The organism is Enterococcus larvae (assembly GCF_017830045.1).
Classification (GTDB): Bacteria; Bacillota; Bacilli; order Lactobacillales; family Enterococcaceae; genus Enterococcus_L; species Enterococcus_L larvae.
Genome location: NZ_JAEDXU010000009.1, coordinates 74,637 through 86,697, shown reverse-complemented (window position 1 = coordinate 86,697; position 12,061 = coordinate 74,637). Strand labels below are relative to the sequence as shown.

Below are 12,061 nucleotides of genomic sequence, written 5' to 3'. Positions count from 1 at the left end.
AGAATGCACTTTTCAAAAAAAGAATACAGCAACCCTATAAAAGGACTGCTGTATTCCTATGATTATCGGCAGCTGATTGCTCTTCCATCAGCAGCCTCCATTATTTCCTCTATACTTGTTTCAATTTACCTGCAACTTGCCAGAACTGGTAGTTGTTCACACTCAATCTGGCATATTTTGGCACATCAGAATCAAGAAGACGCAAACCACAGACATTCGAGCCACCGCCAAATTGATCCAGGTCATACACAACCCAGTATTCTTCTTCACGATTTTTCACAACTGTATCGATCTTTAGCCGTCTAAACTCTGATTCTGTCATTTTTTCGCCTCACTTAATGGTCGTCTACCAAGCTGTTGCCAGTTATTTCGCCTCATATTTAAAACTTGGATCAACTTCTATGTCCAATGCATCAAAGGCTTCATTCATTCTGCGTTCAACCTCAGCAATGCCTTCTTTGTCCATTTTCTTGATGTCACTGATATCGATTGGGTCACCAAAGGCTATCGTTACTTTTTTACGCTTTAATAAATCTTTGAAGGTTAATGGTCCTTGATAAACAGATGGAACGATTGGCACCTTAGCCAGCTTAGCAATGACAGCCACACCACCCTTTAAATCTGAGGAGTGTCTTGTACCGCTTGGGAACATAACTAGACTCAGGTTCGTATCCTTCAATGTTTTGACTGGTGTCTTGATTGCGCTAGGCCCGGGCTTCTCACGATCGACTGGAAAGGCATTCGCATGCTTTAAAATAAAACTAAGGATCGGATTTTTGAATAGTTCCTTTTTCGCCATAAAGCTGAATTTTTTGGGAGAAGCTGCTACTGCTAGGTGCAGCGGCTCCCACCAGGTTCTATGTGGTGCAACTAGTACATAGTTCTTATCTGTTGGCAATCGATCTTTGCCCACAAGGCGCATCCGTCCATTAAGAATAAACAGCACCACGCGGACGACTCCCCGCATAAATGTAAAAAACATCGTGTTTTCTCCCTCTTCTCATGTTTACGAATATATAACTCCCATTAAAAAAACAACCTTGTTTGTTTTAATGATTATGTACATTGGATCTTTAACGGGTTTATATAGTCATTTCTGATTAATCAGAAATATTTTCTATTTTTTTGATCTTTTATCATAATACCATAGATATATTTTTGTGAAAATATTCTTTGTTTGTTTTCATAAAACAAATTCTAGCTTGCACTGCTGGAAAACAACTTGTATCATGAAGATACTTTGATCAAAAGGATTTCAACCTTACCGATGATGCAACTCATCGACTGGTTTCATAAAAAGGAGGAGCAGCATGCTGCAAAATGACGAACGCATCGACCAATTATATGCTGATGATATCCAAATCATCCAAAGCAAAGAAGTTTTTTCATTTTCAATGGATGCTGTACTGCTTGCCAATTTTCCTAACCTTCCTAAAAGAGGCTTGATTGTCGATCTCTGTGCCGGTAATGGTGCAGTCGGCTTGTTCGCCAGCAGAAAAACACAAGCGCAGATCAAGCAAATTGAACTGCAGCCTCGCTTAGCTGATATGGGAATAAGAAGTATCCAATTGAATAAACTGGAAGAGCAGATGGAAATGATCCCTCTGGATTTAAAAGAGGCCGCATCAGTTATCAAACCCGATTCTGTCGACCTTATCCTATGCAACCCTCCCTACTTCAAGGAACAGCCCAGCAGCAAAAAGAATCCTAATCCATATCTTGCAATTGCCAGACATGAAATCCATACATCGCTGAAAGAAGTCGTAGACGTTTCAGCGAAGCTGCTAAAAACAAACGGACGACTGGCGCTCGTTCATCGACCAGATCGCTTCTTAGATATCATCAACGCTATGCAAGAAGCAGGGATCGCCCCTAAGCGAGTTCAATTCATCTATCCGAAGCCTGACCGAGAAGCAAACATTGTATTGGTGGAAGGTATCTTACGTGGAAAACAAGACGGTTTCCGCGTACTCCCTCCCTTCTTCATTCAAGATGAATATGGTGAATATCAAGCAGAAATGGCGGCCATGCTGTATGGAAAGTAAACATTATTTTTATGTTCTAAGCTGTAAAGACGGCAGCTTTTATGGAGGTTATACGACTGAACCCAAGCGGAGAGTCAAGGAACATAATTCAGGTACCGGAGCAAAATATACTCGTCCAGCCTCTCGTCGCCCTGTTCAAATGATTCATTCAGAGGTGTTTGCGACAAGACCCGAAGCTACAAAAGCAGAATATCATTTTAAAAAGCTGCCGAGAAAACAAAAGGAGCGCTATCTTCGTACAGCGAAAATCGCTTGTGGGATACGAGCCTTTGAGGACTCTGATAGTGTAGAGTTGGCACATTTACTGAAGCGGAACTTCTTAGAGGTAAATAGTCAAGATTACCCAATGGATCAAATGATTGATTTAGCCGAACAGTATACGCCAGCAAAGCTGATGGACCAAGCTAAGAGCGCCCATGTCTATATTGCCGAACTAGGTGACACGATTGTTGGAACAGCAGCAATCTGCCCTTATTTTGATTCTGCCGAAGAAAGCATCATCTTAAGTTTCTTTGTTCTTCCGGAATACCAAAAAAAAGCCGTTGGACACCAGCTTATGGAACAATTGGAGAAGGACTCTTTTTATACAAGGGCACAACGGATTGAAGTTCCTGCATCCAGAACAGCAAAAGAATTCTATGAACACTTTGGTTTTAAAGTCAAAAAGCCAGACAATCCAGAGGATGAACATGGCTATATTCGTATGGAAAAACATCAAAAGCTATCCAACTGTTGAGTATTGATTTCACAGTTGAATAGCCTTTTTTTATTTTCACAAACTATAACCAATAATTTCAGATCTTCAATCAACCACAGCCGCACCTAATGTATTGGCAAAGTGGCGAAGTGCCCATTCATGACCGATTGGGTCAAAGCTGGCAACTGCTGATTGATGAACAACGATTTTATAACCTAAATTGTACGCATCTACTGCGGTATGCAGCACACAGATATCTGTGCAGACGCCAGTCAAATGAACTTCTGTGATTCCTCGTTCTCTTAGGCGAATATCCAAATCTGTTCCGCTAAATGCTGAATAATGTCTTTTATCGATCCAGTAAACATTTTCCTGCTCTTTGCTTTCCTGATAAAGTTCAGCTAATGAACTGTAAAGTGCTCTTCCCTCAGTTCCAGCAATATTATGGGGTGGAAACAGCTGACTTTCAGGATGATAGGAATCGTTTTCCTCATGCCGATCGATCGCATAAACAACAAAATCATTTCTGTCTGTAAACTCTTTTGTCAGTTGAACTAGTGCAGCTTCAATTTCCTGTCCCGGTTCTCCCGTTGTCAATGCCCCATCTGCTGCAACAAAATCGTTCGTGTAATCAATAGAAATCAATGCTTTCATACAAACGCCTCCTTTAAGTGAATAAAAAACGGCTGGAATCATCATAATGCCAACCGTCTTGTTTGCTCAACTTTGAACCAGCAACGGCTCCTCTTTGGCATTACACTAAATGCTTAACGAACTGAATAACCATCTCTGCTGATTTCTTGCCAGCCTCTTCAATGAAGTCATCAAAGGACTGAGTTGCTGCATGATCTGCTGTATCGCTGATTGCCCGTACAACCAAAAATGGAATATTGAACTGTGCAGCTGCCTGAGCAATCGATGCGCCCTCCATCTCACAGGCCAAGGCTTCCGGAAAGTCAGATAAAATACTTGCTGTCTTTTCTTTTCCATCTATAAATGAGTCCCCTGTAACAATCAATCCATGATGAGCAGGTAAGCCGATTTTTTCAACGGCTTTTTTCATTTCCGCCTTCAGATAAGCACTGCATTCATAATACAGAGGCATACCAGGAAGCTGTCCTTTTTCATAGCCAAAACCGGTAACATCAACATCAAAATATGCTAATTTATCAGCAATCACAACATCTCCTACTGCCAGACCTGCACCAATACCGCCTGCCGATCCTGTATTGATGACCATATTCACACCATATTGGTGAATCAGCAGTACTGTCGTTACCGCAGATAACACCTTGCCGATCCCAGAACGGACAACAATCACTTCATGGTTGCCCAAAGCTCCTGAAATGAACACAGCTCCTGCTCGTTCCCATGATTTTTTCTCTGTCATTACTTCCTTCAATACTTCGATTTCTTGATCCATTGCACCAATAATACCGATTTTCATTCTTGTTCCTCTTTTCTATATATTTAGCACGATCAGCATAACAATCACTAAAAGAATTGCAACGATAATGATCGCTTTTGTCAGCTTGCTGCTTCGCTCTCTGATTTTATTTTGTTCCCCTGAACGAGTCCGAGAAGATTCCTGTCCGCTTTCGCGTTTCTTTCTATAGAAGTCAGAAATTTCTCTTTCTTTCTCTTCGTATTCCTGCGCCGCAATCTCCTGCTGCTCTTGTTCCTGCTCAGCAGCTTCCTTACGCTTACGCAATTCTGTCCGAGTGACTAACGGACCTTTGCCCATCTTTATACCTCCTTCGATTTCTTATTGAGCATCATAAGCTCCCAATACTGAACCGCAAACAGCGTCTTAGCATCACAGATAAGACCATTTTTTATCTCCTGTTTTGCTTCTTCCAGTGTCAATTCATATAATTCAAGTACTTCATCCTCATCCTGAGGAAGCGGATTTTCTATTTTCGTCAGCGTTTCTGCATAAAAAATATGTAACAGCTCATTCGCAAAGCCCGGCGAAACATACATACTTGTCACATGCTCAAAGGTTTCTGCCTGATAACCAGTCTCTTCCTCCAACTCGCGTCGTGCTGTTTCGATCGGCACATCTTGTTCTCCCGGATCGATTTTTCCTGCCGGAATTTCCAAGATCACTTTTTCCAACGGCTTACGGAATTGCTTGACCATGATCATTTTATCCTGATCAGTGATCGTAATGATTGCTACAGCTCCTGGATGAAACACCAACTCACGCTTGGCTGTCGATCCGTCCGGTAAACGAACATCATCCACTGCAACATCTATGATCTTTCCTTGAAATATTTCCTTCCTTGAAAGAGTTTTTTCTTCAAAATCTTCATAATTCAACATATACTCACCATGCTTTCCAGTAATATCATACCTTACTTTTTAGATTTTGGCATTTCCAGACTGAATTTCTCTCCTAATCATTAAAAAAATCCCAATTTTTTATAGTCAAAGGAGCTGATTCTTAAGCACTCGTTTTCCTTTTTTCTTGTTTAAAAATACCATATTCTCGGTAAAAATAAACTTTTTTCTACGTTTCTTACGTTTTTTGTAAATATCAAAATCAACCCTAGGACGGATATTTTTTCTAATTGGGATTGTGTTAGAATAGTTTATGTAGCAAGGGAGAAATCTTTTGATTAGAAAACGGAGGGTATTCACATGAAAACAAGAAAAATTATCCAGATAGTTGCCTTCATCATACTGGCAGCGATCATTGACAGTTACACGTTTATCAACTCTGATTTGATTGTCGGCGTTCTTATCATAGCGATCTTGATTACTCTTTTTACCGGACGAAGAAAAACAAAGGCATCTGAAGAAATATTGCCGAATTTGACTAAGTCTAAAGAAGAACATTATGAACAGCTTGGTATGAGCAGCACTGAGATCAGCTTTTTCCGTGACACAATGAACACGACAAAAAAACTGGTCGTTCAACTTCAGGATAATGTGAACCAGTCAACGAAATTGAAGGCAATCGACTTGCGCAACGACACAGTTCGTGTCTCTAAAGCCATGTTTAAAGAACTCGTTAAAAATCCTACTAAATTACACTCAGCAAATCATTTTCTCTACACACATTTGCCGAACTTAGTAGATTTAACACAAAAATATTTAGAGATCGACAGTCATGAAATCAAAAGCAAGCAAGCCTATGAAAAGCTGGAAGAAAGCGCTCAAATCATCGATCAGGTATCTAAATTGATCAAAAAGGATTACGAGCAGTTTGTTGCAGACGATTTAGAAGACTTGGATGTAGAGATTTCGATTGCTAAAAACAGTTTGAAAAGAGATAATAGTAATAGTGAGTAAATGAAATTGCTGCTATTTTAGGAGGTTATATGGATGGATCTTGAAAAAAAAGAAACAGTATCTGTAGATAGTGCATTGGATGATTTATTAAGCAACCCGTTCTCTACACCTATCGATACATTGACAACAACACAACAAAGTGAGATTTCTGCCCTTAAGGATCAACAAACAGCACCGCGTTTGATTGATAGATTGCCGGAAGATCGACAACGCCAAGCCGCTGAACTGGCTTCAAAAATCGATCTTCAAGATACTCAGGCGGTCATTTCTTATGGCTCAAATGCCCAAACAAAGCTAGGCGAGTTCTCTCAATCTATGCTGAACCATGTACAAGCGCAAGATATCGGCCCAATTGGAGATTCTCTGACTGATTTGATGTATCGTTTGAATGAAGCGAATCCAGATGAACTGCGTGCCGGTGAAGGAAACATCTTCCAAAAAATGTTTGGTAAAGTGAAGCAGTCGATTTTTGAAATCACCGCTAAATATCAAAAAATTGGTGCACAAATCGATAAGATTGCCGTTAAGCTGGATAGAGAAAAGGATGGTCTGCTAAAAGACAATCTAATGCTTGAACAGCTCTACAATAAGAACAAAGACTATTTTGATGCGCTGAATATCTACATTGCTGCTGGTGAATTGAAAATCGAAGAACTAAATACGAAAATAATACCTGAAGCAATGAAGAAAGCAGAAGAAACAGGCGATCAAATGGACGTTCAAATCGCTAATGATTATACACAGTTTCTTGATCGTTTAGATAAGCGAACACATGATTTGCGTCTGGCTCGCCAAATAGCGATCCAGCAAGCACCTCAAATTCGTCTGATCCAAAATACGAACCAAGCACTAGCTGAGAAAATACAAGCATCGATCAACACAGCAATCCCTCTTTGGAAAAACCAGGTAGTCATTGCTTTGACCCTGCTTAGACAAAAGGATGCCGTTACTGCACAGCGTCAGGTTTCTGAAACAACAAATGATTTGTTGAAGAAAAACTCTGAAATGTTGAAGATCTCAGCAATCGAAACTGCGAAAGAAAATGAACGCGGAATTGTTGATATTGAAACTCTGCAGAAGACACAAAATGATCTGGTCGAAACCATTCAGGAAACACTACGTATCCAGCAAGAAGGAAAAGAGAAACGTCGTGCTGCTGAAATTGAGCTAGGCCACATGGAAGAAGACTTGAAGAACAAGCTTCTGGAACTAACACAATAATAAAACAAAAGAAGTGAGTCGAATGTTCCTCGTTCGACCCACTTCTTTTTTAGTTGTTCCTAAATAAACAGCTAAGCTGAACAGGTAAATACTTACATTTGATTGTTCTTTATTTCCTTAAGAAATATGGCTGTTTCCTTCAATGATTCCCTTGATTCAGGAACAGTCTCCGCCTTGGATTGGAATACATGCCAAAGCCCTTCCCATGATTTGAATGCAACATGAACACCATTATCCTTAGATTGTTGTGCTAAGCGTTCTGCATCACTCCACAGCATTTCTTCACTACCAACATGAATAAGCATTGGTGGAAATCCAGTGAAATCACCAAAAACCGGTGATACGTAAGGTTCTTTTCTGACAGAAGCTTCACAATAAAAGTCAGCAGTCATTTCCAAATCCTCTATGAACAGCTGTGGCTCCCTATCTTTTCTTTCTTCAAGGGATTCACCTGATAAGCTGTAATCGATCATCGGTGAAAAATGGAAAGATGCCCCTGGCAACGGCTCTTTTTGATCTCTTAGTTGAAGCATTGTTGCCAATGATAAGGTACTGCCGGAGGAATCACTACCAAAGATAATTTTCTCCGAATCGAAACCTCGCATCAACAGTGTTAGATATAGCCCTGTCGATGCATTTAGAGCTGCCGGGTATGGGTGCTCAGGTGCTAAAGGATAATCATGAACCAGCACTCTTTTTCCGGTATACAACGCAACATATGCGCAAAGCTTTCTATGAGTAATGATCGATCCTTGATTCAACCCGCCGCCATGAAAATAAACGATGACCTGATCCATTGCCCCCTTTTCAGGAATCAGCCATTCTGCATCTATGTCATTTATCTTTTCTTTAATGATTCGTATACCCTCTGGAATTTTTGCAGCAGCTGCATACTCCTCCCACATACGTCTTTGCTCTTCCAGAGGTGTGTTCAGGATTTCATCCAGATTTTTATTCTCTACCAACATGTCGAATACTTTCTTTGCCTCTTTACTTGTCATCTTCTCAGCTCCTTTTCTTTCCATTATTTATTTTAACACAGTAAAAAGAACAATGGTTGGCTCACCCATTGTTCTTCGTCTTTAAATCAATTCATAATAAGATTCTTTGACCTTTTCAAACAGTTTCGTATACGGCTTCAAACCGGTATACTGTTCAATCGCCGCTTCAAGACCAGTTTCTTCAATGGCCTGCTGCAGAGCACAGGCTTCTTCATCAGAAGGATTCTCGAACTTCAGTGCTGCTGCTATTGCGATCGCTAAAGCCTTTGGTGTTTCATTAAACGCTTCTACAAACTGCCTCGCCGGCTGAATAAAACGATCGTTCTCGCCGATTTTTCTTATCGGTGAACGTCCAACACGAACAACATAGTCTGAGACATATGGATTTTTGAATCGGTCAATGATTTTATCAATGTATTCCTGATGCTCTTTATGGGAGAACTGGAATTTCTTTTCCAACAATGCGCCTGTTTCTTCCAATGCGCTTCGAACAATAAACAAGACTTTTTCATTATGGATAGCATCTTCAATTGAATCAATATTCTTGATATAACCGAAGTACGCCGTAACAGCATGACCCGTATTAACAGTAAACAGCTTTCGTTCAATGTATGGTGTCAAATCCGGTACATAGGTCATTCCCGGAATTTTCGGTGCTCGATCCATTTGCGGAAGCTCTTCTACGACCCATTCATAAAACGGTTCAACCGTCACTGTCAATAAATCGTCATGCTTTTGATCCGGTACGATGCGATCGACAGCTGAATCAGGAAACGCAACGTGCTTTTCAGCGTATACTTGTTCACTTTCATCCAGCTTTTGATAGACTTCTTTCTTCAAAAGAGAGGAGCCTCCAATCATGTTTTCACAAGCAATGATTGTCAATGGCTGTTCCGAAACACTTCTCAGCTTGATCCCTTTTGCGATCGTCTCTGCCAAATACGGTAAGATTGTAGCTCCAACAGCAGTTGTTACTATATCAGCCTTTGCAATCTCCCGAATCAGCTGGGTTTGATCCTTTTCACTATTCAACGCACGAATATTCTTAACAAGAAAGCTATCTTGCTGCTCATTTGCCAATACTACCTGATATTCTTTCTTTTCATTGATTGCATCAATCACTTTCTGGTTCACATCAGCAAAAACTACTTCATAACCCGCAGCCGACAACAGCCAGCCAATAAAGCCTCGACCGATATTACCAGCCCCAAAATGTACTGCTGTTTTCATGCTGCTGCACCTCCTTCAAAAAGTCTGATGATTGCTTCTTCCTCTGTTGCAGCAATCAATTTCTCCACGTTGTCCAGCTCAGAGCAGACCATTGCAATTTCCGATAACAGCTCTAAATGCTGGCCTTCAGCTCCGGCAATTCCTATGATCAGCTTCACTTCATTCCCATCAAAGGATACTCCCTCCGGGACTTGAATAATCACGATTCCTGATCGAAGAATCTCTGATTTACTATCTTCTGTTCCATGGGGAATTGCCACCATGTTTCCAATGAAGGTTGAGGTCATTTGATCTCGTTCAATCATTTTAGGAATATATCCTTCTGTAACATACCCTCTTTCCAACAGAAGTTTTCCAGCTGCAGTGATTGCTTCTACTTTATCTTCAAATAGTTGATTTAATACAACATCTTTACATCCTAGTTCCATCTAACCATTCCTTTCTCGAGGTGTATCATTTTTCAAGATTCGCTTTGTATAGTCAAAAAATCCAGTAAACTTCGCACAAAATAGTTGGAAACCTCTTCGTCTGATCCATAGTCCAAAACCTCAAGCAGCTCTGGATTATCGACAAACAGAGCACTTATGTAACTCAAGACTCTTAGTCCTTGCTGAGAATATTTTTCAGGTGCCAAAAGCAAAATCAATTTGTCCACCTTCATTTCTGATTGATCCATGCCTTTGACAGAAATTTTTTCTGCTAAATGAAAGACCTGGAAAAATGGCTGACGGATCATCTCATCTCTTGCATGAAACATCGCAATCGATGTATTGGGAATACCAAAGCCGCTCCAGTGCTCATCCCTCAGCAGAATACCAATCAGAAGCTCTACATCCAACGTAGGGTCCTTCTCCAAAAGCTTTGTGCAAACAGCACGTAGAATATCCTCTGTCAGCACCAGCTGCTCTTTCAAATGAACATATTTAAAATTACTCAAAACAGAAAGAACAACCTCATGATACAATTGTCTTTCCTGCAACAAATCAACAGCCTCTAAAATCGTCAGCTCAGCCTGCAGCTCTTGCTGCTTATGCGCCCTCTTACCAAAGCTGTTCTCTGTATTTTTTAAGTAGATATCAATCTGCATGATTTCCTGCTCCGTTAAGATTGGAGAAACTAGAAAATAATTAAAATCCACTTTACCTAAATCAATTGTTGAAATAATGATATCGACCTTTGTTTCTTTACGCTTCCTGCCCAGCTCAAAGAGTGATACCGTCTGAAGCTGCTTCAGCTGTGGAATTTTCTGCTGTAGACGTGTGACCAGCATACGAGAAGTCCCGATACCACTAGCGCAAACGACCAAGGCGGAAAACTCATTCTGGCTTTCCAATTGAAGCAGCACTGCCCCAAAATGAAGAACCAAATAACCGATTTCTTCGTCCGGTGCTTGAGCACCAGAATATACACTGTCAAAAGCAGTTCGCAATACCTTGAACAAGTCCGGATAATCCTGTTTAATTGATTGAATCAGTGGATTATAGATCCTCATCCCCTGCTGCAGCCTCCTCAAGGTCGGCTTTAAGTGAGATATCAGCCCCTTTAGCAGCTGTTCCTTAGGCAGCTCTTTGGCAAGCTTTGTCTCTACGGCAGCAATCAATTTTTTAGCAAGGAGGATGACCTGAATGTCTTCATTTTCATAGAAATCCTTATCTGCCTTACTGCTTTTCAACCCTCGTAAATAAAGCGCAGCATACACTGCTTCTCCTTCCGGGACAACCTCGGGATCGATTTCAAGAATATCAGCAAGCAGTCTCTTTCCAACTTCATATTCAGATGAGCTGAGAATCTCCTGTTCAGATTGATAGCTTGGAACAAAACTGCCGTCAATGATTCGTTCAACAGCTATTGATAGATGAACAATTAAATTGCTGTATGCTTCGTCACTGATTTGAACAGCCTGTTGTTCCCGCCAGTCTCTGATACGTATTTCAACCTTTTGCAGCAAGCTCTCATCAACTAGATTCAGCAACCGTTCTTCCACCCAATTTGCGGTTGCTTCAGATTTTTCCTTTTCCTGAAAATATTTGATCAGCTGATAATTAGGAAACTGATTGCCGACGATTTCGCTCATCAAATGACGTCTGCTGACCTCTGTCGCTTGCAAGGAAACACCTGCGCCACGCTTTCGTTCGATCGATACATCTGTCGGAAGCTGTTCTTCAAGCTTGTTTAGATCTCCGCTCACTGTCGAGACAGTTACATTGAGTTCATTAGCCAATGCAATCAGCTTGATCCCATCCTCTTCCTTCAGCAGCGTCTTCAATATTCTAGCCTGTCGTTCTTCTGGGCTATATTCGTTATAAGAAAGATCCATCAAATACCAGCGAAAATTCTGAATATCCTTCTCCGTACCTTGTAGATGATACATACTGTTTTCCTTTTTCAGCTGTAAATCATAGGAGGTCAATGTCTCTTCCACCTCTTTCATGTCACGACGAACCGTTCGCTCACTGACATTCAAGTCCTTGGCCAATTTCTTCAAGGTAACCGGCAGCGAATAGCTTAAAAACTGTTCCAATATCAATCGTGCTCTAGCTGAAAGATACATTGATTTCCCCTCCTTGATT

At 40.8% G+C, this 12,061-nt stretch carries 14 protein-coding genes and 1 pseudogene; 5 read left to right on the top strand and 10 right to left on the bottom strand.

All coding sequences use genetic code 11. The annotated features are described in order from the left end of the window. Positions 1-109 precede the first annotated feature (109 nt). Together I6N96_RS15615 and I6N96_RS15610 are read right to left on the bottom strand one after the other, a co-directional pair. A complete protein-coding gene (locus tag I6N96_RS15615) occupies positions 110-322 on the bottom strand; it encodes a hypothetical protein (RefSeq protein ID WP_209558499.1) in 213 nt (70 codons plus the stop codon). A 42-nt stretch (positions 323-364) separates the two neighbouring features. Then, positions 365-982 carry a lysophospholipid acyltransferase family protein gene (locus I6N96_RS15610; protein ID WP_209558498.1) on the bottom strand — a complete coding sequence of 206 codons (618 nt, stop codon included), beginning with the start codon at positions 980-982 and terminating at the stop codon, positions 365-367. 328 nt (positions 983-1,310) lie between these two features. Here I6N96_RS15610 and I6N96_RS15605 point away from each other — a divergent pair, with 328 nt between their 5' ends. The 3 genes and pseudogenes from I6N96_RS15605 to I6N96_RS19785 all read left to right on the top strand — a co-directional run bounded on the left by I6N96_RS15605 (position 1,311) and on the right by I6N96_RS19785 (position 2,781). Next, positions 1,311-2,045 carry a tRNA1(Val) (adenine(37)-N6)-methyltransferase gene (locus tag I6N96_RS15605; RefSeq protein WP_209558497.1) on the top strand — a complete coding sequence of 245 codons (735 nt, stop codon included), beginning with the start codon at positions 1,311-1,313 and terminating at the stop codon, positions 2,043-2,045. Next, positions 2,035-2,286 (top strand): annotated as a pseudogene (locus I6N96_RS19790) (GIY-YIG nuclease family protein); the annotation flags it as partial. The gene I6N96_RS15605 and the pseudogene I6N96_RS19790, both read left to right, overlap by 11 nt. Positions 2,287-2,391: 105 nt before the next feature. Then, the gene (locus tag I6N96_RS19785; RefSeq protein WP_347339091.1) at positions 2,392-2,781 is read left to right on the top strand and encodes a GNAT family N-acetyltransferase; all 390 of its coding nucleotides are present in this window, start codon (positions 2,392-2,394) and stop codon (positions 2,779-2,781) included. Between the two features lie 66 nt (positions 2,782-2,847). Here the strand turns inward: I6N96_RS19785 and I6N96_RS15595 are convergent, their stop codons facing one another. The 4 genes from I6N96_RS15595 to I6N96_RS15580 form a co-directional block, all read right to left on the bottom strand. Further along, positions 2,848-3,396, bottom strand: a complete 549-nt coding sequence (locus I6N96_RS15595; protein ID WP_209558495.1) for a cysteine hydrolase family protein — start codon at positions 3,394-3,396, stop codon at positions 2,848-2,850. A 100-nt stretch (positions 3,397-3,496) separates the two neighbouring features. Continuing rightward, on the bottom strand, positions 3,497-4,189 hold the full coding sequence (locus I6N96_RS15590) for a 5'-methylthioadenosine/adenosylhomocysteine nucleosidase (RefSeq protein WP_209558494.1): 693 nt from the start codon (positions 4,187-4,189) through the stop codon (positions 3,497-3,499). Between the two features lie 15 nt (positions 4,190-4,204). Then, the gene (gene macP / locus I6N96_RS15585) at positions 4,205-4,486 is read right to left on the bottom strand and encodes a cell wall synthase accessory phosphoprotein MacP (RefSeq protein ID WP_209558493.1); all 282 of its coding nucleotides are present in this window, start codon (positions 4,484-4,486) and stop codon (positions 4,205-4,207) included. A gap of 2 nt (positions 4,487-4,488) precedes the next feature. Continuing rightward, positions 4,489-5,067: an NUDIX domain-containing protein gene (locus I6N96_RS15580; protein WP_209558492.1), complete on the bottom strand. Its 579-nt coding sequence runs from the start codon at positions 5,065-5,067 to the stop codon at positions 4,489-4,491. 318 nt (positions 5,068-5,385) lie between these two features. Between I6N96_RS15580 and I6N96_RS15575 the strand changes: the two genes are divergently transcribed. Next, positions 5,386-6,039, top strand: a complete 654-nt coding sequence (locus tag I6N96_RS15575; RefSeq protein WP_209558491.1) for a 5-bromo-4-chloroindolyl phosphate hydrolysis family protein — start codon at positions 5,386-5,388, stop codon at positions 6,037-6,039. A 33-nt stretch (positions 6,040-6,072) separates the two neighbouring features. Further along, complete coding sequence (locus I6N96_RS15570) at positions 6,073-7,260, top strand: toxic anion resistance protein (RefSeq protein ID WP_209558490.1); 1,188 nt, start codon at positions 6,073-6,075, stop codon at positions 7,258-7,260. Between the two features lie 92 nt (positions 7,261-7,352). Here the strand turns inward: I6N96_RS15570 and I6N96_RS15565 are convergent, their stop codons facing one another. The 4 genes from I6N96_RS15565 to I6N96_RS15550 form a co-directional block, all read right to left on the bottom strand. Then, on the bottom strand, positions 7,353-8,261 hold the full coding sequence (locus I6N96_RS15565; RefSeq protein ID WP_209558489.1) for an alpha/beta hydrolase: 909 nt from the start codon (positions 8,259-8,261) through the stop codon (positions 7,353-7,355). 81 nt (positions 8,262-8,342) lie between these two features. Next, complete coding sequence (locus I6N96_RS15560) at positions 8,343-9,491, bottom strand: mannitol-1-phosphate 5-dehydrogenase (protein ID WP_209558488.1); 1,149 nt, start codon at positions 9,489-9,491, stop codon at positions 8,343-8,345. Then, on the bottom strand, positions 9,488-9,919 hold the full coding sequence (locus I6N96_RS15555) for a PTS mannitol transporter subunit IIA (RefSeq protein WP_209558487.1): 432 nt from the start codon (positions 9,917-9,919) through the stop codon (positions 9,488-9,490). The genes I6N96_RS15560 and I6N96_RS15555 overlap by 4 nt, the downstream gene beginning before the upstream one ends. A 32-nt stretch (positions 9,920-9,951) precedes the next feature. Then, positions 9,952-12,042, bottom strand: coding sequence for a BglG family transcription antiterminator (locus I6N96_RS15550; protein WP_209558486.1), 2,091 nt, complete (start codon positions 12,040-12,042; stop codon positions 9,952-9,954). Positions 12,043-12,061: the final 19 nt, after the last annotated feature.